Raw genomic sequence first — 25,513 nt, forward strand, 5'->3', positions numbered from 1 at the left:
GCCCTCGGTGGCCGGGGCGCCTACGGCGCGGACGGCCCGGCCGCGACGGGCGGCCGGGGCACGCCGGCGCGGCGCGCCCCCGGCGGCACCCGCGGCCAGCGTCCGGTACCGGCCCGCGGCGGCGGCTACCCGGCGGACGAGACCGGCGAGCTCCCGCCGGCGCGGCGCGACACCGGCGGCTACCCGCCCCGCCGCGACACCGGTGGGGCGGCCCCGCGCCGAGGGACCACCGGCGGCTCGGCGGCTCGGCGCGCCGCCACGGGAGGTGTGCCGGCGCGCGGAGCCCAGCCCGCTGCCCCCTACCAGGAGGCGGCCCAGGAAACCGGCGAGTACACCGCCGTCCCCGGCGGCTACCCGGCCGCGCGCGACGACGCGGGTGCCGCCCCGCGTGGCTACCGGTACGCCGACGACGGGTACGGCGACGACGGCCGGTACCCGGAGCGCGGGTACGGCGGCGCGCCGGCGGGCGGAGGCTACCCGGCGGACGGCTACGGCCAGGAGCCCGACCGGTACGGCCCGGCGGTCGAGGTGACCGGCGGCTACGAGCAGCCGAACGGCTACCACCCTCCCGAGGGCTACGACCAGCCGAACGGCTACGACGCGCCGAACGGTCACGGCGGCACCCGGCAGGGACGCGTGGCCGGCGGGTGGCGCGACGACGAGCCCGACGGCGACTACGAGGCCGGCGGCTACCCGACCGGCAGCTGGAGGTAGGCGATGCTGCGCGCCACGCTGCGCAGCCTGTTCGCGCGCAAGCTGCGGCTGCTGCTGTCCGCGCTGGCCGTCGTGCTGGGCGTCAGCTTCGTCGCCGGCACGCTGGTCCTCACGGACACCCTCAACGCGACGTTCAACTCGTCGTTCGCCGCGCAGACCAGGAACGTCGCGGTCGCCGTCCGCGGGATCAACCATGTCTCCACCGCCGACACGGACGACCGCGCCCTGCTGCCGGCCGCCCTGGAGACCGCGCTGCGGACGAAGGTGGACGGTGTGGCCGACGCCGTCGGCCAGGTCAGCGGGTCGGCGCGGCTGATCGGCCCGGACGGCAAGCTCATCCAGAACGGCACGGCCGCCCCGCAGGGGATCAACTGGACCGGTGACCGGCCGACGTCGACCGAGACGATCGCCGACGGCCGCGCGCCGAAGGCGACCGACGAGATCGCCGTCGACAAGGGCACCGCCGACCAGGCACGGCTGCGGGTCGGCGACCACCTCTACGTGATCACGACGGGGCAGCAGACCAGGGACCCGACCGAGCGGTTCACCCTCGTCGGCACGTTCCGCACCGGCGGGCAGGACAGCTCGTCGGGCGCGATGGTCACCGCGTTCTGGACGCCCGACGCGCAGCGGCTGCTGCTGACCCAGCCGGACACGTTCACCGCGATCTTCCTGGCCGCGAAGCCGGGGGTGACACAGCAGGCGCTGGCCGCGAAGGTGCAGGCGTCGGGGGTGCTGCCGCAGGGCGTCGAGGCGATCACCGGCACGGCCCTCGCCGCCGGGCACGAGGACACCGTGAAGCAGTCCCTGTCGTTCCTGTCGACGATGCTGCTGATCTTCGCGGGGATCTCGCTGTTCGTCGGCGCCTTCATCATCTTCAACACGTTCACGATGCTCGTCGCGCAGCGGGTCCGGGAGCTCGCGCTGCTGCGGGCGCTCGGAGCGAGCCGCGCCCAGGTGCGGGTCTCGGTGCAGGCGGAGGCCCTGCTGGTCGGCGTCGTCGGCTCGACGATCGGCCTGGTCGCCGGGGTGTCGCTCGCGCACCTGCTGCACGCGGCGATGGGGGCATTCGGCGTGATCCTGCCGCCGGGCGGGACGGTGTTCCGGGCCCGCACCGCCGTCGTCGCCTACGCCGTCGGGGTGCTGGTCACGTCGGCCGCGGCCGTCGTCCCGGCGTACAAGGCGGCGACGGTGCCGCCGATCGCGGCGCTGCGGGACACGTACACGATCCCGGCCCGGTCGCTGCGGACCCGCGCCGCGGCGGGGATGACGGGCGCGGCGCTGGGCGCCGCCATGGTCGTCTACGGACTGTCGAGGTCGGGCGGGGCCGGTCTGGTCGGCGGCGGCGCGGTGGCGATCTTCCTGGGAATCGCGGCGCTCTCGCCGGTGGTGGCCCGGCCGGTGACCCGGGTGATCGGGGCGGGCCTGCCCCGGCTGTTCGGGGTGACCGGCCGGATCGGCCTGCAGAACGCGATGCGCAACCCGCGGCGCACCTCGGCGACCGCGTCCGCGCTGATGGTCGGCCTGGCGCTGGTCAGCGCCTTCGCGATCTTCGGACAGTCGATCAAGGAGTCGGTGCACGACACCGTCTCGAACAGCCTGCGCGCCGACTACTTCCTCAACACCGTCAACACCGGCGACAAGATCAACGACTCGGTCGCCCAGACGATCGCCGGCCTGCCCGGGGTGGCCCCGAAGGGGGTCGTGCCGATCCGGGGCGGCCTGATCACGATCGAGGGGATCAAGGGCCCGGTGAGCGTGCTGGCCGCGGACCCCCAGGCCGTCGCGTCGGTGTTCGCGCTGCGGACGACCGCCGGGAAGCTCACGCTCGGCGACGGGCAGATCGCGATGGACGACGCCCAGGCGTCCAGGCTGCACCTGGCCGTCGGGCAGCCGGTGCACGTCAGCTTCGGCACGACGGGGGCGGCGACGCTGACCCTCGCCGCCACGTTCACCGGCAGCAGCACGCTGGTGAAGTTCCTGGTGTCGACGTCGGAGTGGGCCAAGCACACCCCGTCGACCGCGGACGCGATGGTGCTGGTGAAACGGGCGCCCGGCGCCGACCCCGCGACCGTCCTCGCGGCGCTGCAGAAGGTCGTCGAGCCCTTTCCGAACCTGCTGCTGACCGATCAGACCGGGTTCGTCGCCCAGCAGGAGAAGACCGTCGACCAGCTCATCGGCCTGGTGTACGTGCTGCTCGCCCTCGCTGTGATCATCGCGCTGTTCGGCATCGTGAACACGCTGGCCCTGTCGGTGATCGAGCGAACCAGGGAGATCGGGCTGCTGCGCGCGGTCGGGCTGCGCCGCGGCCAGATGTGGCTGGTGATCGTGCTGGAGTCGGTGGTGATCGCGATGTTCGGGGCGACGCTCGGCGTCGGCGTCGGCAGCTTCCTCGGCTGGGCCCTGGTCTCCGCGCTGAAGAGCCAGGGCATCACGACGTTCGCCTACCCGGTCACCACGATCGTCGGCGTCCTGATCCTCGGCGGCATCCTGGGTGTCGTCGCGGCGCTCGCCCCCGCCCTGCGGGCCGCCCGGATGAACGCCCTGCACCCCATCCCGACCCCCTTGGGCGGGTCGTCCGGACCGGGCGCTGCGCGCCCGCCGGCCGACCCGCCTGTCGGGCGCTGAGCGCCCTCCCAACGTGTGATGCCCGACAGCCGGAAATCCGGGTGTCGCGCTGGCATGGGGCCGGCACCTTCGTTGGTTCCGTTGCCGGGTTAACTTCCGGCAGAGCCCCGGCGGCGTAGGTAGCGTTCGAACTCGCGGGCTATGGCGTCGCCGGAGGCCTCGGGCAGCGCGGTCTCGGGCTCGCGGGACTCCAGCGAGCGGACGTACTCGGCGACCTCGGTGTCCCCAGCGGCCAGCTCGTCGACCTGGCGCTCCCACTGGCGGGCCCGCTCGGGCAGGTCCCCGAGCGGGATCTCCAGGTCGAGCAGGTCCTCGACCCGGCGCAGCAGCGCGAGCGTCGCCTTCGGGCACGGCGGGTTCGCGACGTAGTGCGGGACGGCCGCCCAGAACGAGACACTCGCGAGCTCCGCGCGGGCGCAGGCGTCCGAGAAGACACCGACGATGCCAGTTGGGCCTTCGTACCGGGACGCCTCCAGGCCGAGGCGGGCCGCGGTCGCCGGGTCGCCGGCGGTGCCACTGATCGGCACCGGGCGGGTGTGCGGCGAGTCCGCCAGCAGCGCCCCCAAGGTGACGACCATGTCGGCGCCGAGCGCGTGCACGGCCTCGATCAGCTCGTCGGTGAAGCCGCGCCACCGCATGTTCGGCTCCAGGCCGCGGATGAGCACGAGGTCGGTGTCCGACTTCGGCGGGCGGGCGACCGACAGCCGGGTCGTCGGCCAGGAGATCTTCCGCGCCATCCCCTCGACGCCGCTCACCGTCGGGCGGTTGACCTGGAAGTCGTAGTAGTCGTCCGGGTCGATGGCCCCGATGACTCTGGCACCGAAGATCGTCTCCAGATGCTCCACCGCCGCGGAACTCGCGTCGGCCGCGTCGTTCCACCCTTCAAAGGCGGCGACCACGACCGGCGACCGGAGCTGCCCGACCCCGGAGAACTCGATCACCTACCACCTCCCGCCGCCAGGCCGGCGGCTCTCGTGACAGAGCCACCGTACGTCTTCCCGGCTGATCTGCCCGAGGAGAGGTCAGTATCCCCCCGGATCGAACGAATGCGCCCGCTGGCGGGCGTTTCTGGCCGCGGCGCGCCGCGGTCTGGCCGGCGCCCCGGTCAAGTCTGCCGCGCCGGGCGCGGTCGCGCCGCACCGACAGCCCGGTATGGCTGGCTCGTCCCGGCCGCCCGCCCGAGAGGCCCGATTTGTCCCACCCTTCAAGCCCCGCTCCCCGCCCGGCGGTCGGTGGTGGGGCCCGTCCAGGCATGGGGCCGGTCACAGGGTGGCGGCGGGTGCCGTCGATAGGCTCGCGGGGTGCGCCCCACCCTGGCTGACGCCCTGTGACCGTTGCCGAGATGTCCGCTGCCGAGACGTCCGCCCGGCCGGCGGCGGTGCTGCTGGACATGGACGGGCTGCTGGTCGACACCGAGCATCTGTGGACGATCTCCGAGGAGGAGCTGGCCGCCCAGTACGGCCGGGAGTTCACGCCGCGGATGAAGCAGGCAATGGTCGGCCACGGCATCGACACCGCGGTGCCGCTGATGCTGTCGATGCTCGGGGTCGACGCGGACCCCGCCGACGCGGGCCGGTTCCTGGTGGAGCGCACCGTCGAGCTCTTCCGCACCCCCGGCCTGGTCGAGCGGCGGCCGGGGGCGACCGAACTGCTGGCCCGGCTGTCGGAGGCCGGAATGGCGACCGCGCTGGTGTCGTCGTCGTTCCGGTCGCTGATGGAACCGGTGCTCGACACGCTCGGCCGGGAGTTCTTCACCGTCACCGTGGCCGGTGACGAGGTGGCGCGGCGCAAGCCGTACCCCGACCCCTACCTGGTCGCCGCGGCCGCGCTCGGCGTCGACCCGGCCCGCTGCGTGGTGCTGGAGGACAGCACCACGGGAGCGCTCGCCGGCCTGCGGGCCGGCTGCGTGACGGTCCTGGTGCCGTCGATGCCGGACCTGCCGACCCTCGCCGAGGTCGCGGCTACCACCGAGTCCGCGCTGGCCGTCACGGCCCCGGTGGGGCCCGGGTACGCCGACACCGCCGAGCTGGCGGGCCTGCTGCTGCGCGCCGAGACGCTGCACGACGTGACGCTGGGGTTCCTCGCCGGCCTGGTGCCGGCCGCCGCGAGCTAGGCGGCCCGAGACCGCGGTCGACGGGCGGCCGTCAGGGAGCTGGATCGCCGTCGGCGACGATCTCGACGTCGATGATCTCCTGGTCCGCGGCGCGCGGCGGACCCGCCGGCGGGCTGACCGGTGTGGCCTCGACCGGGTACAGCTCGCCGTCCAGCACATCAGCGCCGGCCGCGAACGTGCCGTGCGGTACGCGTCGCCCGCCGCCGGATAACGGGCTGCCGGCGGCGGCGCGGCGCGCGGACCCGGCCCCCGTCGGCCCAGACGGCGCCGATCGCGGCGGCGGGGCGCCAGCGCCGGTGGGTCCCGCGCCAGCAGGCCCCTCTCCGGTCGCGCGCGAGCCGGCGGCGGAGTGCGAGCCGGCCGCCGGGTGCGGGCCGGCAGCGGGCCGCGGGCCGGAGCTCGCCGCGTCGGCGGCCCGCGGGTCGGCGCCGGAGCTGGCCAGCTGGGCCACCGTGCGCTCAAAGTCGCCGGAGCCGACCATGCCGCGCAGCCGCAGCAGCGCGCCGAGCAGCTCGCCCTGCTGGCGGCGCACCGCCTCCAGCGTCGCCGCCGCCTCGACGATCTTCGCCTCGAGGTCCTCGTGCCGTTCCTGGGCCAGCCGGCGGGACTCCGCGGCGGCCTCGGCGAGCAGCTTGTCGGCCTGTTTGCGGGCCTCCTGGACGATCGGGTGCGTCGCCCCGGCGTCGCGGACCGCGTCGTAGAGGGTCTGCTCGGCGGTCAGCCGGGCACCGCCGACGATCTCGTCGGACATCTGCTGGGCGATCGCGAGCATCCGCCCGATCCGGACGCCGGCCTGCGCCGGGTCGGTCAGGACGTCGGCGGAACGCCGGTCGCGCTCATGGCGCAGCGCGGCCTCCGCCGCGGCGACCCGCGCGGTCAGGTCGGCGCAGTAACGCCACAACGCCTTGATGTACCCGTCGACCTGTGCGGGGTCGTACCCACGGGCAACCAGGTCGAATTCGGCGCGCGGCGCGGCCGACCCGTCCCCGGGTGGGTCGCGGTGACCCTGCGCCATCGTCAGCTCCCGTTCGTGTCCACTTTTCCAAGGTCTACACCGAGCAGCGCATCGACGAGCATCCGGGTCAGCTCAGGCGCGGCCGTGTCGCCACCACCGGTGCCATCGAGCGCCGTCGCGGCCCAGCGGTCGACGGCGCCGAGCGCCGTCGGCGTGTCCAGGTCGGTGGCCACCGCGGCCCGCACCTCGGCGAGCAGCCCGGTGGCGTCCGGGCCGGCGGGCAGCTCGACGGCCGCGCGCCAGCGGCCCAGCCTGGCCTCGGCGGCGGCCAGCTCGGCCGGGGTCCACTCCCAGTCCTCGCGGTGGGAGTGGGCCAGCAGCGCCAGCCGGATCGCCGCCGGCGCGACACCGCGGGCGCGCAGCCGGGAGACGAGCTCCAGGTTGCCGCGCGACTTCGACATCTTGTGCCCGTCGAGACCGACCATGCCGGTATGGACGTACCGGCGGGCGAAAGGGTTGTGGCCGGTGGCGACCTCGGCGTGCGCCGAGGAGCACTCGTGGTGCGGGAACACCAGGTCCTCGCCGCCGCCCTGGACGTCGATGACGTCGCCCAGGTAGCGCCTGGCGATCGCCGAGCACTCGATGTGCCAGCCGGGCCGGCCCGGGCCGAACGGCGACGGCCAGCTCGGTTCGCCGGGCTGCTCGGCCCGCCACAGCGGCGGGTCGAGCGGGTCCTTCTTGCCGCGCCGGTCCGGGTCGCCGCCGCGCGCGGCGGACAGCGCGCGCATCGCGGCCGCGTCCAGGCCGGAGACATAGCCGAACCGGGGCGCGGCGGCGACCGAGAAGTAGACGTCGCCGTCGAGGGTGTACGTCGCACCGGCCGCGACCAGCTCGCCGACCATCTCGACGATCAGCGGGATGGCCTCGACGACGCCGACGTAGTGGTCCGGCGGCAGCACCCGCAGCGCGGTCATGTCGGCCCGGAACAGGTCGGTCTCGCGGGCGGCGACGTCGGTCCAGTCGACACCGTCGCGGGCGGCCCGCTCCAGCAGCGGGTCGTCGACGTCGGTGACGTTCTCGACGAACCGGACCTGGTAGCCGGCGTCACGCAGCGCCCGGTTCAGCAGGTCATAGGTGACGTAGGTGAACGCGTGGCCCAGGTGGGTCGCGTCGTACGGGGTGATCCCGCACACGTACATCGACACCGACGGCCGGTCGGTGCCTGCCGAGGCGGGCAGCTCGGGGCCGACCGGCTCCAGCCGGCCGCCCGAGGTGTCGAAAAGGCGTGGCCGCTGACCCCGTCCGGGCAGGGTGGGAAGGGGACAGGCTGGCCAGGACCGCATGTCAGCCAGCGTAGCCGGGGCCAGGAGGTGTCCGGGGCACTCCGGACACCCACGATCAAGTCGGTCTTCGGGTGGATTCCCCCGGTCCCGGCCCGGCGGCCCGCCGCGGCGCCCGGCGGGGCGGGGGACGCCCGGAACGGGCCCGGCCCGCGGACCCGGTCGGTACGGTGAGGTCCCCGGCCGGCCCGCGACCGGGGCGGACCGGACTCGGGAGGCACGCGGTGACGACAGTGCTGCTGGTACGGCATGGGCTCACCGCGCTGACGGGCAAGCTGCTGCTCGGCTGGACCCCCGGCGTGGGGCTGGACGAGCGCGGCCTGGCGCAGGCGAAGGCGGTCGCCGGCCGGCTGGCGAAGGTGCCGCTGGACGCGGTCGTCTCCAGCCCGCTGGACCGCTGCGCGCAGACCGCCGGCGAGATCGCCGCCGTCGGGCCTGACGGGGCGGCTCGCCCCACCGTCGCGCTGGACGACCGGATCGGCGAGTGCCACTACGGCGACTGGACCGGCCAGGAGCTGGCGGTCCTGGCGAAGGACCCGCTCTGGAAGGTCGTGCAGGCCCATCCGAGCGCCGTGACGTTCCCCGGTCCGAAGGGCGAGGCGCTGCGCGACACCCAGGCTCGCGGTGTCGCCGCCGTGCGCGACTGGAACGCCCGGCTCGGCCCGGACGCCACCTGGCTGCTGTGCTCGCACGGGGACGTCATCCGGGCGATCGTCACCGACGCGCTGGGCATGCACCTGGACATGTACCACCGGATCAACGTCGACCCCTGCTCGCTGACGGTGATCCGCTACACCGAGACCCGGCCCTTCGTGCTGCGGGTCAACGACCTCGGCGGCACCGTCGACGACCTGCTCCCGAAGCCCAAGGAGGCGGCCGCTCAGGGCGAGGCCGTCACCGAGGCGGCCGAGGGCGAGGCAAGCGAGTCGGTCGTCGGCGGCGGCGCGGGCGTCTTCACCCCGGCCTGAGCCATGAACCGCGGTGACGGCACGCGGAGTGCGTCTCGTCACAGCTGTGAAGATCCCCAGGCGGGGGCGGGAGACTAGGACGGTGGACCCAGCAGTGAGCGGCCCCACCTCCGCGGCCCACGGTGGCGGCGCCGGCCGCGCTCCTGACGAGACGGCCGCCCCGGGCCCGGTCCTGCCGGCCGCGCGGGGCGGTCCGGCCGGCCGGTCGTGCCTGGAGCCCAGCGACGCTGGGGGGCTGGACGCGGCCGGCGCGCTCGCGCTGCTGCGGACCGGGGAGATCTCGATCGAGGGCCGCCTGGTCGAGGCGAGCAACGCCACCCTGTTCTGCGCGATCAGCGGCGGCGGGGTCGAGGCCCGCTGCGTGTACAAGCCGGTGCGCGGCGAGCGGCCGCTGTGGGACTTCCCCGACGGGACCCTCGCCGCCCGGGAGGTCGCCGCCTACGCCCTGTCCGAGCAGCTCGGCGCCGGCCTGGTCCCGCCGACGGTGCTGCGCGACGGGCCGTTCGGCATCGGCATGGCCCAGCTGTGGATCGACGTCGACGAGACGGTCGACGTCGTCCGGCTGGTTCAGGGCGGCGACCGGCGGCTGCGCCGGATCGCGTTGTTCGACGCGGTCATCAACAACGCCGACCGCAAGGGCTGCCACCTGCTGCCCGCCCCGTCCGGCCGGGTCTACGCGATCGACCACGGCGTGACGTTCCACGGCGAGGACAAGCTGCGGACCGTGCTGTGGAACTGGCGGGGCAAGCGGTTCGACGCCGCCGAGCGGGCCCTGCTCGACGACCTGGCGGCGGCGTTGGCCGGCCCGTTCGGCGACCAGCTCGACGACCTGCTCACCCGCGCCGAGGTCGCCGCCCTGCGCGCCAGGATCGACCGGCTACGCGCCGGCGAGCGCTTCCCGCAGCCGTCCGACGACTGGCCCCCGATCCCCTGGCCGCCGTTCTAGCGGTCCTCCGGTGGGCCGCGTCGTCTCGCGGTCGTGGCTCAGATCGCCGCACAGTGTCGCTGGATACACAGTGTCGCTGGTTACGCTTCGGGCATGCCGGAGGCGTCCTCACCTGTCCCTGACCCGCTGTTCGCCGCGTTCTGCGCGGCGGGGCTGTGGCCGGGCCTCGGGCGGACCAGCGCGGAGCGGCTGCCCGCCGCCGGGATCCGCTCCCCCGCCGACGTCGACCTGGCCCGGCTGTCGGCCGTCGAGGGGATGACGGGGCCGCGGGCGCGCCGGCTGCTGGACGCGTTCCGCGCGTCGACGGGCCGCTACGAGGTCGCCGGCCTGCTCGCCGCCGCCAGCCTGCCGGTGCGGCTGGCCCGGGGGGTCAGCGACGAGCTCGGCGCCGCGGCGGCCGACGAGCTGCGCGCCGACCCGTGGGCGCTGCTCGCCGGCGGCGAGGCGGACCTCACCCACGCCGACCGGCTGGCCCGCTCGATGGGCCTCGCCCGGGACGACCCGCGGCGCGGGCCGGGGGTGCTCGTCCACCTGCTCACCCAGGCCGCGTCGCGGGCCGGTGACACGGCAGGGCCGGTCGAGGCGCTACTGACGGGCGCGGGCCGCGAGGGCGTGCCCGACCCGGCGGCGGCGCTGGAGAGCGCGGTCGAGGACGGGCGGCTGCTGCCCGTCGGCGACCGGGTCGGGCTGGAGCGCTACGCGATGGCCGAGCAGGCGGTCGCCGACGGCGTGGAGCGGCTGCTGGCCACCGCCGAGCCGATGCGTCCCGGCGAGCCACGGCGCCGACGGGCGAAGCCGACGGGCGTGGCCGCCCAGGCCGGCGCCGACGCGGCGGCCGACGACGACGACGAGAGCCACCAGGCCGCCGAGCTCGACTTCGGGCTAGGCGACGACCCCGACGACGGCGAGGCGGCCGGCGGGGAGGCGGGAGCGGGCGACGGGCCGGCGGCGCTGGCCGACCCCGCGCCCGCGCCAGGCGCCGACGACAGTGCGGACGCCGCCGTCGCGGGCCTCGACGAGGTTCAGCTGGCGGCGGCGCGGCTCGCGCTGGAGTCCGGCGTCAGCGTGCTGACCGGCGGACCGGGCACCGGGAAGAGCCGCACCGTCGCCGCCGTCGTCCGGCTCGCCCAGGCGGCCGGCGCCGAGGTCGCGCTGGCCGCGCCGACCGGCCGGGCCGCCAAACGTCTCGAGGAGCTGTGCGACACCCCGGCCAGCACGCTGCACCGGCTGCTGGGCGCCCAGGGCAAGGGCGGCGGGTTCGCCCGCGGCGAGCACTATCCGCTCGACGCCGAGCTGGTCGTCGTCGACGAGGCGTCGATGGTCGACGCGGAGCTCGCCGCCGCGCTGATCGAGGCGCTCGCCGACGGCACCCACCTGCTGGTCGTCGGCGACCCGGCGCAGCTGCCGAGCATCGGCCCCGGCCAGCTGCTCGCCGACCTGATCGAGTCCGGGGTCGTGCCGGTCACCGAGCTGGGCCGGCTCTACCGGCAGTCGGCCGGCGGGGCGATCGCGCAGCTCGCGACGGCGGTGCGCGGCGGCGAGCTGCCGCCGCCGGCCGGCGGGGAGGACCGGGAGGTGGTCGTCGTCGCCGCGCGGTCCGCCGCCGAGGCCGCGCACCGGGTCGTGCAGCTGGTCACCGACTCGATCCCGCGGGTGCTGGGGATCGTGCCGGCCGACGTGCAGGTCGTCACCCCGGTGCACGCCGGCCCGGCCGGCACGGTCGCGCTGAACACCGCCCTGAAGGACCGGCTGAACCCGGGCCCCGGCAAGGTCAGCGGCTTCGACGTCGGCGACCGGGTCGTGGCGACCGCCAACCACCTCGACGTCGGGTTCGCCAACGGCGAGATCGGCGTCGTCACGAAGCTCGCGGACCGGGGCGGTTTGCTCGTGACGTTCCCGGGCGGGACGCTGGAGGTGCCGGCGACCGCGCTCGGCGACCTGCGCCACGGCTGGGCCGTCACGGTGCACCGGGCGCAGGGCAGCGAGTGGCCGGCGGTCATCGCCGTTTTCCCACCGGAGGCCGGCCGGATGCTCAACCGCCCGTTGGTCTACACCGCGATCACCCGCGCCCGCGGCCACCTGTCGGTCGTGTGCGTGAACGGCCCCGCGCTGCGCCAGGCGGTGCGATCGGCGGGCGGCCGACGCCGGGTGACGTTGCTCGCGCCCCTGTTGGCCGGGGCCGAGCTGGGTGAGCCCGACGGCGACGACGACGAGCTGGACGCGGTGGCGGCGCCCCGCCGCGAGACCGAGCCGGTCGGGTGAGCGGCGACGCGAAGGCCGCCTCCCGGCCAACTGGACGCGGGCAGGGATGGCGGGAACGTTGGGGCCGGTGGGGCCTGGGTAGCGTGCCTGGGGTGACCATCGACCCTTCCACCCCCCCGGCCCTGTTCTCGTCGGGTGACGAGCCGGCGCTCGACCCGAACGCGCCACGCACGGCGACCGCCACGGTGCCCCGCCAGGCGGCGCCCGTCGACCCGGACCCGGGCACCGCACTGGCGCCGGTCCCGGCGCTGCCCGGCGAACTCGGCCTGGGCGATCCGGCGACCGACGCCCGCGTCGCACCACCGAGCGCGGACCCGGCCACCGGGGGGTGGCCGTGGGCGATCCCCGGCGCGCTGGCGCCGGTGGAACGGCTCGCCCGGCGGGTGGCGGCCAGCCCGCTGGCGGCGCGGGCCTGGCGGCACGCACCGGTCGTTCTCATCGGCCTCGCCGTGCTGGTGGGCGGGGTGCTGCGGTTCGCGACCCCGAGCCACCTGTGGCTCGACGAGGCGCTGACCGTCGAGATCGCGCGCCGGCCCGTCGGCGGGCTGCTCACCGCGCTGCGCCACGACGGGTCGCCGCCGCTGTACTACCTGCTGCTGCACGTCTGGATCAAGATCTTCGGTGACGGGGACGTCGCCGTGCGGGCGCTGTCCGGGGTGCTGTCGCTGGCGACGCTGCCGCTCGCCTGGGTCGCGGGCATCCGGGCGGGCGCGCTCGCGACGGCGCACGGCAACGGCGACGCCGGCACACCGCGGCGGGTGGCCCGGGCGACGCTGCTGCTGTTCGCCAGCTCCCCGTACGCGATCCGGTACGGCAGCGAGACCCGGATGTACTCGATGGTCGTCCTGCTGGCGCTGGCGTTCGGGCTGGCGGTGGTACGGGCGCTCGAGAAGTCGTCGGTGCGTCGCCTCGCGCTGGTGACGCTGGCGACCGCGGCGCTGGTCTACACCCACTACTGGACGTTCCTGCTGGTCTTCACCGTCGCGGCGTTCCTGCTGCTGCAGTCCCGGCGGCGCGCGGCCTACCAGCGCCCGACCCTGCGGGCGTTCGCCGCGATGGCCGCGTCCGCGATCCTGTTCGCGCCGTGGATGCCGTCGTTCCTGTTCCAGATGCTGCACACCGGCACCCCGTGGGCACCGCGGGTGCAGGCCCAGGTCCTGCTGGACACCGTGTTCGACTGGGCCGGCCCGCAGTCGACCGGGGCACTGCTCGGGCTGATCCTGCTCGGCGGGGCACTGCTGGGCCTGACCGCGCGGCCGAACGGCCGGGAGCTGGCGGTCAAGATCTCCGGGCGGATGCCGGGGCGCTACCTCGCGGCCGTGTGGCTGGTGCCGCTGACGCTGGCGTGGGTCGTGAACCTGTTCGGCGGCAGCGCCTACACCGAGCGCTACACCGGCATCTCGCTGCCGGCCTGCCTGATGCTCGCCGCGCTGGGGCTCTCGCTGCTGACCTCGCGGCGCTGGCGCAGCGGCGTCCTGGTCGTGGCGACGCTGTCGGGGCTGATCGGCGGGTTCCAGCTGTCGCGCGTGGAGCGGACCCAGGCCGGCGAGATCGCCGCGGCCATCGCCGCCCAGGCCCGGCCGGGTGACGTCGTCGCGTTCTGCCCGGACCAGCTCGGACCGGCCGTCTTCCGGGCGCTGAACCGGCTCGGCGAGACCGACCTGCGGGAGTATTCCTACGCCGACACGAGCGGCCCGGCACTGGTCGACTGGGTCGACTACGCCGCCCGGATGCAGCGCGCCAACGGCGCCGACTTCGCCCGCCAGATGAACACCGTCGCCGGCCCGGACCACGCCATCTTCCTGGTGAAGGCCGACGGCTACAAGTTCCTGGAAAGCTCGTGCAGCCTGGTCTCCGAGCAGCTCGGCGTCGTCAGGGACGGCAGCGTCCTGGTCACCAAGCTGCCCCTGTTCGAGGGCGCCGGCCTCGAACGCTTCTCCACGCTGCGCTGAGTGGGCCAGAACGGGCGCGGAGCGCCCGCTGGCCCACTCAGCCGGTTCGGGCGCTGAGCGCCCTCTCCAAGCTGAACCTGGCGGGAGGGGGATAGACGAGGCAGACGCGTATCCAGGGTCGGGACCTCTGGTCGCGGTGCGCTGTCGGGAGCCCTGGTCACCTCACGCTGCCGTCGCCCGGCTCCTGCGCGTCAGGGCGTCTGGTCCTGCGTCGCGGTTGCTTCTAATGGGTGAGCGGTGCGCTGGCGCACGAGTGAAGCCGATGTCCGGGCCGGGTCGTCGCCGGGGCCCAGGGTTGTCGCGGTGGCGAGGATGAGCAGGGCCATGGGCAGGGTGTAGTGGTTGAAGAAGGACTGCTTGTTCAGTTCGACGACCGTCAGCAGGACCAGCGCGCCGCCGGCCGCGAAACCGGTGGCGTCGCCGCGGGCCCGCCAGGCCAGCAGGTAGGCGACAGCCAGGGCCACGGCGGTCACCCCGAAGCCGACGTGGATGCCGTAGTGGTCCGCCCAGCCGGGCACCGACAGCGAATGGTCGAGCACCGGGTAGTCGAGGTTCGCCCGGACCGCGTCGTGGAAGAACGCGGCCGGGTCGTCGAGCACCCAGGGCGCGACGATCGCGAAGCCCAGGCCGCAGGCCGCCGCGGTCCGGCGCGGCCCGAACGCCGGCCACACCGCGGCCACCGGGACGAGCAGGGCCACGTGCTGCTTGGTCGCCAGCGCGACCGCGAACGCGACGACGGCGAGCAGGCCCCGGCCCGAGCAGACCGCCCACATCATCACCGCGAGACAGCCGACCAGCAGCGGCTCGGTCCAGGACTGCTCCAGCGAGTAGCAGTACGACGGGAAGATCAGCACGAGCAGCGGCAGCACCGGCATCCAGGGCGCCGAGGCCGCGCGGGGGGCCAGCGCCCGGGCCGCGCAGACGGCGACGACGAGCGCGGCGAGCAGGCCGTAGCGGACGTCGCCGAACAGCAGCCGGAACGGCGCCAGGAGGATCGACGTCGCCGGCAGGTACGGGTAGACGTCGGTCAGCCCGCCGTGCAGGTCACCGGGCCGGCCCGTGGCCCACACCTGGTGGTACATGTTGACGCCGTCGCCGAGACCCGCCGAGGACTCCTGCAGCAGGTGGAAGACGTCGATCTGCGGATCGGGCGCGGCGAGCACGGTCGCGATACCCGCGCCCGTGGCCAGCAGCAGCACCGCCGTGAACGCCCGCCGGCCGCGCAGCGCCGCCCACACCCACGCCGCCGCCGGGCTCGCCGGGCGGGACGGCCGGGCCAGCGCCGCCAGCACGCCGACGGCGGCGAGCAGACCGGCGGTGATCTGCAGCCACTTCGCGACGCCGACGAACGCACCGTGGCCGTAGTAGTGCGGGTGGCGCAGCGGCGGGCCCAGGCCGACGAGCAGGGCGACGGCGACCCAGGTGACCTGCCACGACAGCCACGGGGTCGGGCGGCCGAGCCGCCGGGCGGCGAGCCGCACCGGCCGGCCGAGGACGCTCGCGGCCGAGCCGTTGCCGGCGAGCAGGGCGACGGTGGCCGCGACGACGGCCCACCCGATGAGCACGGCCGCCATCGCGTAGCCGCCGTAACGGCCGTCCTTCGCCGCGATCCCGACCGAGAGCGCGGCCCAGCCGGCCAGCAGCCCGGCGACCCGCGCCGCCGTCGGCGCGGCCGGCCCGCCCACCGGCTCGGCCCGCTGCCCGGTTGGTTCGGCCACCGGCTCAGGTGGCTCGGCCGTCGCGCGCAGCGGCACGGCGCGCGCCTCGGGGACGGGAGTGGCCATGACGGCACCATGCCAGACCCGGGCGGACCCGGCCGCGACCGGGCGTCTCGCCATTCCGCCGCCGAGACCGGCACTGACACCGCGGCCGGCTGCTGCGCTGCCGCCGGCCGCCGGCCCGGTCGCGGTCGGCGGCCCTGCCGGACGCACCCGAGGCGACGGGACGATCACGACTGGTACGGAAGGACTGCGTGCCGCCCCGACCAGGCAGGGGCCGGCCGTGTCGTGTTGGCGACGCGTGCGAGACTGGGCCCGCACACCGGCCATTGCCGGTCGCGCCACCGTGCCCTGCCCCTCGGTCCCGACCTCGGCAGACGCGGCGGCGCGTCGGGGGGACGCGGGCCGTTGTGGGACGCCGTCGACACCAGCGACTCTGCGGGATTCAGTGACTCGGCGGGACCAGTGACTCGGCAGGACCAGCGGGTGGCGCACGCCCCCGACGGACAGGGACGGAGAGGACAGACCGTGACGGACGTCGCGGTCCGGCCGGCGGAGCGCATCCCCGAGCCGGTCGACACGCCGAACAGGCGCCCCACCCGGGCGGACCGGATCTTCCAGGCCGTGATGCTGGTCATCCTGGCCGCCGCCGTGCTCGTGCGGTTCTCCGCCAGTCAGGACCTGTGGCTCGACGAGGCGCAGAGCGTCGCGATCGCGAAGCTGCCGCTGACCGGCCACGGGCCAACGATGTTCACCGGCCTGCGCGAGGACGGCTCGCCGCCGCTCTACTACCTGTTCCTGCATTTCTGGGTCAGCGCGTTCGGGACCGGCAACGTTGCGGTGCGGACGCTGTCCGCGCTGTTCAACCTGGCCGCCGCCGGGCCGCTCTTCCTGCTCGGCCGCCGCCTCGTCGGGACCAGGGCCGCGCAGGTCTCGGTCGTGCTGTACATCACCTCGCCGTTCGCGCTGCGGTTCGCGACCGAGACCCGGATGTACAGCCTGATCGTGCTGCTGACGGCGCTCGGCGGCCTCGCCGTCGAGCGGGCGCTGCGCAGGCCGTCGCTGCTCTCCGCCGTGTACGTCTCGCTGTGTGCCGGTGGGCTGGCGCTCACCCACTACTGGTGTCTGTACCTGCTGCTCACCGTCGGCGGCTGGCTGGTCCTGCTGTGGTGGCGCCCGTCGTTCCTGTTCCGCGCGGCACTCGGCGCTCGCCGGCGCCGCCCGTGACGCCGCCGCCGGGCGCCGGCCGCGGTTCCCGGCCGGCGGCCGCCGCGGCGCGTTCACCGCGCTCGCCGGCATCGTCGGCGGCGCGATCGTCTTCTCGCCGTGGCTCGCGGAGTTCCGCTTCCAGTCGAAGCACACCGGCACGCCGTGGGGTGAGCCGGCGAGCTACGCGGCGATCTCGCACGCCTACGGGCAGTGGGCCGGCGGACCGTCGACGGTCGGCCGGATCCTGCTGCTGTTCGTCACCTGCCTGGTGGCGCTCGGCATCGCGGGGCGGGGGCTCGGCGGGCGGTTCGTGCTGTTCGACCTGAAGGGCTCCGAGCCGGCCCGGACGCTGTTCTTCCTCTCGACGGGCACCCTGTTCGTCGCGGTCACCGCCGGGCAGGTCGTCGGGAACGCCTGGGCCGACCGGTACACCGCGACGGCGTTCGTCCCGTTCCTGCTGGTGATCGGCCTGGGCGCGACGGTCGTGCGCAGCGAGCGGTTCTTCCGGGTCACCGTCGTGATCTGCGCGTTGGCCGGCGTCGTCGGCGGTTTCAGCGACGTCAGGATGCAGCGCACCCAGGCGAACGAGGCCGCCGCGCACCTGCGGATCGACGCCAAGCCGGGCGACGTGCTGCTGGTCTGCCCCGACCAGCTCGGCCCCGGCCTGGCCCGCACGATCCCGGCCGGGCTGAAGGCCCATCTGATCCCGACGTGGGCGCCGCCGGACCGGGTCAACTGGGTCGACTACGAGCAGCGCAACAAGGCCGCCGACCCGGTCGCCCTCGCGGAGCGGGCCGTCGCCGAGGCGGGCCCGGACCACCAGATCTTCCTCGCCGACTCGAACAGCTACCGGACCTACGAGACGCTGTGCGTGGACATCCAGGACAAGCTGCGCGACCTGCGGCCGAAGGCGACGCTGGAGATGGGGCAGGGCGAGCCGGCGAAGGTCTACGAGAACTACCAGCTCGTGCGGTACCAGCCGTAATGCCCGCGCTGCGGACCGGGCAGCCGGGCGCGCACCGGGCGGCCCGGCGGCCCGCTGACGACGCCGACACGGCCGTCGGCGCCGTCAGCGCACCGGCCGACCCGCCGGACGGCTCCGGCCCGCCGCTGCGCCAGGGCCTGACCGGTCCCGGGCCGGGCGGTGGCCTCGTGGACCGCTGGTACCTGCGGGAGGCGGCCGCGGCGTGGGTCGGCGGCCGGATCGTCGTCGCCGCCGCGCTCGGGCTGGTGCACTTCCTGGTCGGCTCGGTCGCCGACAACCACGGGGTGCTCAAGCACACCGGGCTGCTCGGCTGGGACGCGGGCTGGTACCAGGAGATCGCCACCCACGGCTACGGCGGCGCCGGTGAGGAGAGCCGCCGGTTCTTCCCGCTGCTGCCCATGACCGTGCGGGTGCTGGGAGCCGTCGTCGGGCACCAGGGCGCGATCCTGCTGGTCGTGGTGAACGCGCTCGCGTTCGTGTTCACCGTGCTGCTCGCGCGCCTCGCCAGCCAGGAGGGCTTCGACGACGCGACGGTCCGCCGGGTGATCTGGCTGTCGGCGCTGGCCCCGCCCGCGTTCGTGCTGGTGATGGGCTACGCCGAGGCGCTGGCGCTGACGCTGTCCGTCGGGGCGTTCCTCGCCGCTCGCAGCGGGCGGTTCGGGCTCGCCGCCGTGGCCGGTCTGCTGAGCGGGCTGTGCCGTCCGCTGGGTCTGCTGCTGGTCGCGCCGATGGCGATCGAGGCCGCCCGTGGCGCCCGTGGCGCCGGGCCGCGCGGCTGGCTCGCCCGGCTGGCCGCCGCGGTCGGGCCCGCGGCCGGCGCGGGGATCTACCTGGCCTGGTCGGCCGCCACCTACCATGACGGGCTCGCGCCGCTGACCATGCAGCGCGACGCCGCCCGCCACGGCGCGACCGGCAACCCGGTCTCCGTCGTCTGGCACGCCGCGACCGGTGCCCTGCACGGCAACGTCGGCACCTCGCTGCACGTGCCGTGGCTGCTGCTGGCGATCGCCGGCCTGGTGGTGATGGCGCGGCGGCTGCCGGTCAGCTACACGGCGTGGTGCGGGCTGATCCTGCTGACCGTGCTGACCGGCTCGAACCTGGACTCCACCGAGCGCTACCTGCTCGGCGCGTTCCCGTTCCTGTTCGTCGCGGCCCTCGTGGCCGGTCACCGCACCGTCTGGCCACTCGTCCTGACCGCGTCGACCGCGACGATGACCGTGTACGCGACCCTCGCCTTCACCCTGGCGTACGTGCCGTAGCGACCACCCTGGCGCACGTGCCGTCGCGACGGGCCGTGACGGGGCCGCCAGCCTGGGCGGACACCACACCGTGGGACGCGTCACCGGTTCGTCGAGTGCACCCGAAACACGCCCCGGCGGGCTACCCGGCCGTTACCGTGTCGACACCGACTTACCCCGCCGGTCCCGGTCAGCCCATGCGGGCCCGACGGCCGGCAAGGACGCGGCCTCACCTGGAGGCGTCCGTTCCCCTCGGAGGATGCGGATGGATTTGGAGTACCAGCGGCTGTATATGCCGGCGGGCACCGACCGCCGGACCGCGCAGCAGGTCCTGACCATGCATGCCGAGTTCGGTGACTGGGAGCTGCACCGGCTGCGACTGTTCCCCGACGGCTCCCGGCGCGTCGTGCTGCGCCGCCGCCGGCGCCCGGGCAGCCTCCCCGGCTACCTGCCGACCTAGGGGCCCAGCCCCCGGGCGGTCGTCCGGCCGAGGTCAGGCCGAGATGCGGGTCGCCACGTACTCCAAGGCGTCGGCGACGTCACCCGCATGGCCGCAGGCCGCGGCGATCTCGTCCAGGGAGATGCCGAGGACGGCGCCCAGCGCGGCGACCGTGAAGAACGCCGGGGTCGGGATCCGGCCCGACTCGATCTTGCGGATCGTCTCGGCCGACACGCCGGCCAGCTCCGCGACGCGCACCATGCTGCGCTCGCCTCTCGCCGCCCGCAGCAGAGCCCCGAGCCGTTCCCCGCGCGCCCGTTCGTGGCTGGTCAGCGGTGTCCGCACCATGCGAAGCATCCTAATCCCGTGGTAGTTATCCCGCCCCGCGCGCCGGTCCCGTTAACACCACCGTTGCATGGCGTTCCAGCGGCGACGGCTGACGGACCGCCGGGGCCCGGGGTCGTATACATGTCGCGTATACATGCGATGTATAGTTCGGCGCATGTCGATCGGACACACGCTGCTAGGGCTGCTGGAGACCGGGCCCCGGCACGGCTACGACCTGAAGCGCGGCTATGACGAACGGTTCGGCCACGACCGGCCGCTGCACTACGGCCAGGTCTACGCGACCCTGTCGCGGCTGCTGAAGAGCGGCCTCGTCGAGGTCGACGGCGTCACGCCCGGCGACGGGCCGGACCGCAAGCGGTACGCGATCACCGCCGCCGGCGTCACCGACGTCGAGCAGTGGCTCGCCCAGCCCGAGCGTCCGGAGCTCTACCTGCAGAGCGGGCTGTACACGAAGCTCGTCATCGCGCTGCTTACCAGCCGGCCGGCCGCCGACATCCTCGACCGGCAGCGCGCCGAGCACCTGACGGCGATGCGGGCCCTGACCCGGCGCAAGCTCGACGGCGACCTGGCAGACCAGCTGGTCTGCGACCACGCGCTGTTCCACCTGGAGGCGGACCTGCGCTTCCTGGAGACCGCCGCCGCCCGGCTGGACGCCCTCGCGGCCGAGATCAAGGAGGCGCGGTCATGACCGCCCAGGAGCACGCCCCCACCGCGACGCTCGCCGGGGCGCCCCCGGCCGGCCCGGACTCGCTGCTGGCCGCCGTCGAGGTACGCAAGGCGTTCGGCGCGACGACGGCCCTGGCCGGGGCGAGCCTGCGTGTCGACGCCGGCGAGGTCGTCGCGCTGATGGGGCCGAGCGGCTCCGGCAAGTCGACGCTGCTGCACTGCCTGGCCGGGATCGTGCGCCCGGACGCCGGCGAGGTCCACTACGGCCCGCACCGCCTCTCGGCGCTGTCCGAGTCGGCCCGCAGCGCCCTGCGCCGCGGCGACTTCGGCTTCGTCTTCCAGTTCGGCCAGCTCGTCCCCGAGCTGACCTGCGCCGAGAACGTGGCCCTGCCGCTGCGCCTGGCTGGAGTCGGCCGGCGGGCCGCCCGCGCGCGGGCGCTGGCGGCGCTGGGCCGACTCGGCGTCGAGGACGTCGCCGCGAAGCGGCCCGGCGAGGTCTCGGGCGGCCAGGGGCAGCGCGTCGCGGTCGCCCGGGCGCTGGTCACCGAGCCGAAGGTCGTCTTCGCCGACGAGCCGACCGGGGCGCTGGACTCGCTCAACGGCGAGCAGGTGATGCGGCTGCTCACCGCGGCCGCGCGGGAGACGTCCGCCGCGGTCGTGCTCGTCACCCACGAGGCCCGGGTCGCGGCCTACTCCGACCGGGAGGTCGTGCTGCGCGACGGCCGGACCACGGACACCGCCGGATGAGCACGACGACCGCCCCCACCAGGCCCGTCGGCGAGCTCGCCGGTTCGGGCCCGCGCGGCTGGCTGACCGAGCTGCTGCTCGGCGCGAGGCTGTCCCTCGCCGGCGGGCGGACAGCCTGGCTGCGCGCCGCGATGACCGGCCTGGGAGTCGGGCTCGGCGTCGCGCTGCTGCTCGTCGCCGCGGCGGCGCCGTCGATCCTCGCCGACCGGGACCACCGGCGTGACGCCCGCACCTGGATCTCGAACGCCGCCGCCCCGCGCACCGACGCCACCGCGCTGATCCGCGCGTACGAGACGCGGACCCACGGGCAGACCATCGACGGCGCCGTCGTCGCCGCCGACGGGGCGCACCCGCCGGTGCCGCCCGGCCTCGCCGCGCTGCCCGGGCCGGGACAGATGGCCGTCTCCCCCGCGCTGGCCCGGCTGCTGGACTCGCCGCGCGGCGCGCTGCTCGCCGAGCGGCTGCCCTACCAGCGGGTCGCCGAGATCGGCCGGACCGGCCTCGCCGGACCCAACGAGCTCTACGTCTACCTGGGCGCTGCCCGCGGCGCCCTGCCCGAGCCGAACCCGGCCGGCGAGACCGCCCGGATCGACCACTTCGGTACCCCGCCGGCCTCGCTGCCGGTGCCGCAGGCGCTGACGGTGCTCATCGTCGTGATCGCCGTGGCACTGCTGATGCCGATCGGGGCGTTCACCGCGACGGCCGTCCGGTTCGGCTCGGACGCCCGCGACCGCCAGCTCGCCGCCGTCCGCCTGGTCGGCGCCGACCCCTGGATGGCGCGGCGGATCGCGACCGGCGGAGCCCTAGTCGGGGCGTTCGCGGGCCTGCTGGCCGGCGCGGCGCTGTTCGCGGCCGCCCGGCCGCTGGCCGAGCACGTCATCCCGTTCAGCACCGGGGTCTACGCCGGCGACATCCGGCCGAGCCTCGTGCTGGCGGTGATCGCCGTCGCCGCGGTCCCGCTGGCCGCGGTGGCGGTCACGCTGTTCTCGCTGCGCCGGGTCGTCATCGAGCCGCTCGGCGTGGTGCACCGGGGCCGGCCGGCCCGCCGCCGGGTCGCGTGGCGGGTGCTGCTGCCACTGCTGGGCCTGGCGCTGCTGTGGCCGGTGCACGCGACCGGCACGAGCGCGCTGTCCGGCACGACGACGGCGCAGCTGGCCACGGGCGTCGTGCTCGTCCTCGCCGGGGTCGCGGTGCTGCTGCCGTGGGTCGTCGAGGCGGCGCTGCGCCGGCTCGGCGGCGGGCCGCCGGCCTGGCAGCTGGCCGTCCGGCGGCTGCAGCTCGACAACGCGACGACGGTCCGGGCGGTCGCCGCGATCTCGGTCGCGGTCTCCGGGGCGATCGCCCTGCAGATGGTCTTCACCGCGGCCGAGCACCGCTTCACCGCCCGCGCCGACACCGCGATTCCCACCGGCGCCGAGGCCGGCACCACGCGGCTGCTCATCCAGACGGAGACCCCGGGCTCGACCGCCACCCCGCTGGGCCAGCGGCTGGCCGGCGTGGCCGGCGTCGGTCGGGTGTGGTCCTTCGCGTCGGGGACCGTGAGCAGCGCCGAGCAGGCCGGCGGCGCCACGGACAACGGGCTGACCGGTGGCCTCGCCGTCGCCAGCTGCGCGACCCTGCGGACGCTGGCGACGCTGCCCTCGTGCGCCGACGGCGACGTCTTTCTCGCGGCCGAGCCGGTCGCCGGACCGCACGGAGCGATGCCCGGCGCTCCCCCGCTGAGCACCGACCCGACCGCCGCGGGCTGGCTCCCGGCGCCCGGCGGCGTGCTGCCCGGCCCGGGCACCCGGGTGACCCTGGGGACGCCCGGCGCCGAGTCGCTCGGCGCCTGGACGATCCCGGCCGGTGCCCGGACCGTGCCGGCGCTGCCCAGGAGCCCGAGCTACACCGCGGTGCTCGCGACCCCGGGCGCGCTCCCCTCTGGGGTGCTCGACGCCCTGACGGTGACCGCCTACGCGGACCTGCCGGACGACCTCCCCGACGGCCTCGACCGGGTCCAGAACGCCGTCGCCGCCGTCGACCCGTTCGCCACCGTGTACGGGCGGGACGCCGACCTGGTCCTCCCGCTGTTCGGGCAGGTCCGCATGGTGATGTACGTCGGGATCGTCGCCGTCCTGGCGCTGATCGGGGCGAGCCTGCTGGTGGGCATCGTCGAGCAGCTGCGCGAGCGACGCCGGGTGCTCGCCGTGCTCGTCGCGTTCGGGGCCCGCGGCCGGACGCTGGCGGCGTCGGTGCTGTGGCAGACGGCGGTGCCGATGGCGCTCGGGGTCACCGTCGCCGTCGGCGTCGGGATGGGGCTCGGGTCGGCGCTGCTGCGCCTGGTCGGGCTGCCGACCAGCTTCGACTGGGTGAACATCGCCACGGTCGCGGCAACCGCGGTCGGTGCGGTGCTGGTCACGACGGCGGCGAGCCTGCCGGTTCTGCGCCGGCTGATGCGTCCGGACGGGCTGCGCAGCGAGTGACGCCGAGGCCGGATCCGGCCGGCCAGCGCCCCGGGCCACCTGCCCCGGACGGACGGGCCGGACAGGCCTGAAGGTCACGCGGCTTGGCGGCCGGCGGGCGGGTATCACCCAGGCGGCCCGCCGGTACCCGGCGACGGCGCCAGGGACGCGGCCCGGACGGTCAGTGCCGCCGCGCCCGCCGCCGACCATCGCACCGGCCGCCGCCAGCCACTGCCCCCGACCCGGCCACTGGCGTCCGGCCGGAGCCGTCCAGCAGAGGAGCCACATGACCACCGCACGCGACATCATGCACCGGGACGCCACCTGCATCGGATCGACCCAGACGCTGCTCGACGCCGCCCGCAAGATGCGGGACCTCGGCGTCGGCGCACTGCCGATCTGCGGCGAGGACGACCGGCTCCAGGGCATCATCACCGACCGCGACATCGTCATCAGGTGCCTGGCCTCCGGGGGCGACCCGGGCACGACGCCGGCGAGCGCGCTCGCCCAGGGGACCCCGCTCTACGTCGACGCCGACGCCAACCTCGACCAGGTGCTGGCGCGGATGAGCGAGAAGCGGGTCAAGCGGGTGCCGGTGATCGACAACCACCGGCTCGTCGGCATGATCAGCGAGGCGGACCTCGCCTCCTGCGGCCAGCTGTCCGAGTCGCAGCTCGGCCAGCTCGTCGAGGCCGTCAAGTCCGGCCCGGCCGACCGCCCCCTCTGACCAGCGCGGCGGGGTCCGCCGTGACGGCCGCCCGCCGCCCGGGCGGCCTCGCCGTCCGGGGCCACCTCGACGTCTGGGGCCACCTCGACGTCTGGGGCCATCCCGACGTCTGGGGCCATCCCGACGTCTGGGGCCATGGCGGCGAAATCTCGGCGAGGTAGGGTCCGGCGCGTCATGGCCGATCTCCTGCTGCACTCCGCCGCCGCCGTGGTGACCATGGACGGCCCCACCGGGCCCGACGGCGGCTCCGGCATGCTCGACGGTGGCTGGGTCGCCGTCGACGGCGACCGGATCGCCGCCGTCGGCGGCCCCGGCGACCCCCGGCCCGACGCCCGCGAGGCCGTCGACCTGACCGGGCACGTCGTGCTGCCGGGGCTGGTCAGCGCGCACCAGCACTCGATGGACTACCTGCTGCGGGCGAGCACCGCCCGGCCGGCCGACTTCCCCGGCTGGCTGTTCGGCGTCTACTACCGCGGCGTCGCCGCGATGACACCGGACGACGCCCGCCTGGCCGCGACCCTGTCGGCGTTCGCCAGCCAGCGGGCCGGCGTCACGACCGTCTGCGACAACTGGGGGGTGGCCGGCGGGGCCGCGCCCGGCCACGTCCTGGACTGCGCCGACGCGACGCTCGACGCGTACCGCCAGGCCGGCGGCCGGGTCGTCCTCGCCCGGATGCTCGGCGACACCCTTCCGCCCGCGCTGGCCGAGGCGGCCGCCGCGCACGGCGTCGACCCGTCGGGCCTGGTCGCCCCCGCCGGCCGGGTGCTCGGCGAGCTGCGCGCGCTGATGGACCGGTTCCCGGCCGGCGGGCGGGTCGTCGTCTGCCCGGCCCCCGAGCTGCCGGAGATGGCGTCTCCCGGGCTGCGCCCGGCTGTCGTAGAGCTGGCCCGCAGCCGGCGGGTGCCGCTGTGCACCCATCTGGCCGCGTCGCCGCCGAGCGCGGCCGCGGCGCCGCTGGCCGAGCTGGACGCCGCCGGCCTGCTGGGGCCCTGGCTGCTCGGCGCGCACGCCGCAGCCGTCGACGCCGAGGGCGTCGCGCTGCTGGCCGGCCGCGACGTGCGGGTCGCGCACTGCCCGACGGCGTCCGCCGCGCTCGGCGGGCCGGTGACCCCGGTCG

The 25,513-nt window shown here is 75.6% G+C and carries 20 protein-coding genes and 1 pseudogene; 16 read left to right on the forward strand and 5 right to left on the reverse strand.

From position 1 onward, the window contains the following. Both I6A60_RS34605 and I6A60_RS34610 read left to right on the forward strand, forming a co-directional pair. Positions 1-714, forward strand: a pseudogene (locus I6A60_RS34605) (hypothetical protein); the annotation flags it as partial. Positions 715-717: 3 nt separating this feature from the next. Further along, a complete protein-coding gene (locus tag I6A60_RS34610; protein WP_238436865.1) occupies positions 718-3,342 on the forward strand; it encodes an ABC transporter permease in 2,625 nt (874 codons plus the stop codon). Positions 3,343-3,431: 89 nt separating this feature from the next. On the opposite strand, the gene I6A60_RS34615 is transcribed toward I6A60_RS34610, so the two are convergent. Beyond that, a complete protein-coding gene (locus I6A60_RS34615) occupies positions 3,432-4,283 on the reverse strand; it encodes a PAC2 family protein (RefSeq protein ID WP_013424886.1) in 852 nt (283 codons plus the stop codon). A 401-nt stretch (positions 4,284-4,684) separates the two neighbouring features. On the opposite strand from I6A60_RS34615, the gene I6A60_RS34620 reads away from it, so the two are divergent. Then, positions 4,685-5,455 (forward strand): HAD family phosphatase, encoded by a 771-nt coding sequence (locus tag I6A60_RS34620; RefSeq protein ID WP_203021982.1) that lies wholly within the window; start codon positions 4,685-4,687, stop codon positions 5,453-5,455. 31 nt (positions 5,456-5,486) lie between these two features. Here I6A60_RS34620 and I6A60_RS34625 read toward each other — a convergent pair whose 3' ends face one another. Together I6A60_RS34625 and mshC are read right to left on the reverse strand one after the other, a co-directional pair. Then, positions 5,487-6,470 (reverse strand): DivIVA domain-containing protein, encoded by a 984-nt coding sequence (locus tag I6A60_RS34625; RefSeq protein WP_203041912.1) that lies wholly within the window; start codon positions 6,468-6,470, stop codon positions 5,487-5,489. 2 nt (positions 6,471-6,472) lie between these two features. Further along, on the reverse strand, positions 6,473-7,753 hold the full coding sequence (mshC, locus tag I6A60_RS34630; protein ID WP_203041913.1) for a cysteine--1-D-myo-inosityl 2-amino-2-deoxy-alpha-D-glucopyranoside ligase: 1,281 nt from the start codon (positions 7,751-7,753) through the stop codon (positions 6,473-6,475). Positions 7,754-7,974: 221 nt separating this feature from the next. Between mshC and I6A60_RS34635 the strand changes: the two genes are divergently transcribed. From I6A60_RS34635 to I6A60_RS34650, 4 genes are all read left to right on the forward strand, one after another. Continuing rightward, positions 7,975-8,718, forward strand: coding sequence for an MSMEG_4193 family putative phosphomutase (locus I6A60_RS34635; protein ID WP_203021980.1), 744 nt, complete (start codon positions 7,975-7,977; stop codon positions 8,716-8,718). Positions 8,719-8,800: 82 nt separating this feature from the next. Continuing rightward, entirely contained in the window at positions 8,801-9,664 is an 864-nt protein-coding gene (locus I6A60_RS34640) for an SCO1664 family protein (protein WP_307874011.1), read from the forward strand. A gap of 93 nt (positions 9,665-9,757) precedes the next feature. Continuing rightward, positions 9,758-11,926: an AAA family ATPase gene (locus I6A60_RS34645; protein WP_203055794.1), complete on the forward strand. Its 2,169-nt coding sequence runs from the start codon at positions 9,758-9,760 to the stop codon at positions 11,924-11,926. 92 nt (positions 11,927-12,018) lie between these two features. Continuing rightward, entirely contained in the window at positions 12,019-13,878 is a 1,860-nt protein-coding gene (locus tag I6A60_RS34650; protein WP_307874012.1) for a glycosyltransferase family 39 protein, read from the forward strand. A gap of 191 nt (positions 13,879-14,069) precedes the next feature. Here the strand turns inward: I6A60_RS34650 and I6A60_RS34655 are convergent, their stop codons facing one another. Beyond that, a complete protein-coding gene (locus I6A60_RS34655; protein ID WP_238436866.1) occupies positions 14,070-15,662 on the reverse strand; it encodes a glycosyltransferase in 1,593 nt (530 codons plus the stop codon). A 462-nt stretch (positions 15,663-16,124) separates the two neighbouring features. Here I6A60_RS34655 and I6A60_RS42280 point away from each other — a divergent pair, with 462 nt between their 5' ends. The 3 genes from I6A60_RS42280 to I6A60_RS34670 all read left to right on the forward strand — a co-directional run bounded on the left by I6A60_RS42280 (position 16,125) and on the right by I6A60_RS34670 (position 19,488). After that, entirely contained in the window at positions 16,125-16,823 is a 699-nt protein-coding gene (locus tag I6A60_RS42280; RefSeq protein ID WP_307874013.1) for a glycosyltransferase family 39 protein, read from the forward strand. A gap of 966 nt (positions 16,824-17,789) precedes the next feature. After that, a complete protein-coding gene (locus I6A60_RS34665) occupies positions 17,790-19,049 on the forward strand; it encodes a mannosyltransferase family protein (RefSeq protein ID WP_203055795.1) in 1,260 nt (419 codons plus the stop codon). Positions 19,050-19,293: 244 nt separating this feature from the next. After that, the gene (locus I6A60_RS34670; RefSeq protein ID WP_013424897.1) at positions 19,294-19,488 is read left to right on the forward strand and encodes a DUF5703 family protein; all 195 of its coding nucleotides are present in this window, start codon (positions 19,294-19,296) and stop codon (positions 19,486-19,488) included. Between the two features lie 33 nt (positions 19,489-19,521). Here I6A60_RS34670 and I6A60_RS34675 read toward each other — a convergent pair whose 3' ends face one another. After that, the gene (locus tag I6A60_RS34675; RefSeq protein WP_203012093.1) at positions 19,522-19,815 is read right to left on the reverse strand and encodes a helix-turn-helix domain-containing protein; all 294 of its coding nucleotides are present in this window, start codon (positions 19,813-19,815) and stop codon (positions 19,522-19,524) included. 154 nt (positions 19,816-19,969) lie between these two features. On the opposite strand from I6A60_RS34675, the gene I6A60_RS34680 reads away from it, so the two are divergent. From I6A60_RS34680 to I6A60_RS34705, 6 genes are all read left to right on the forward strand, one after another. Continuing rightward, on the forward strand, positions 19,970-20,503 hold the full coding sequence (locus tag I6A60_RS34680) for a PadR family transcriptional regulator (RefSeq protein ID WP_203012094.1): 534 nt from the start codon (positions 19,970-19,972) through the stop codon (positions 20,501-20,503). After that, positions 20,500-21,228, forward strand: a complete 729-nt coding sequence (locus I6A60_RS34685; RefSeq protein WP_238436867.1) for an ABC transporter ATP-binding protein — start codon at positions 20,500-20,502, stop codon at positions 21,226-21,228. Before I6A60_RS34680 ends, I6A60_RS34685 begins: the two co-directional genes overlap by 4 nt. Then, positions 21,225-23,690: an ABC transporter permease gene (locus tag I6A60_RS34690; protein ID WP_203055796.1), complete on the forward strand. Its 2,466-nt coding sequence runs from the start codon at positions 21,225-21,227 to the stop codon at positions 23,688-23,690. Before I6A60_RS34685 ends, I6A60_RS34690 begins: the two co-directional genes overlap by 4 nt. Before the next feature lie 265 nt (positions 23,691-23,955). Beyond that, a complete protein-coding gene (locus I6A60_RS34695) occupies positions 23,956-24,396 on the forward strand; it encodes a CBS domain-containing protein (RefSeq protein WP_203017200.1) in 441 nt (146 codons plus the stop codon). A 20-nt stretch (positions 24,397-24,416) separates the two neighbouring features. After that, on the forward strand, positions 24,417-24,557 hold the full coding sequence (locus tag I6A60_RS34700; protein ID WP_203017203.1) for a hypothetical protein: 141 nt from the start codon (positions 24,417-24,419) through the stop codon (positions 24,555-24,557). Between the two features lie 13 nt (positions 24,558-24,570). Then, on the forward strand, positions 24,571-25,513 hold a 943-nt coding region (locus I6A60_RS34705; protein ID WP_203055797.1), incomplete at its 3' end, for an amidohydrolase family protein.

It is taken from the genome of Frankia sp. AgB1.9, from assembly GCF_016786355.1.
GTDB lineage: Bacteria > Actinomycetota > Actinomycetes > Frankiales > Frankiaceae > Pseudofrankia.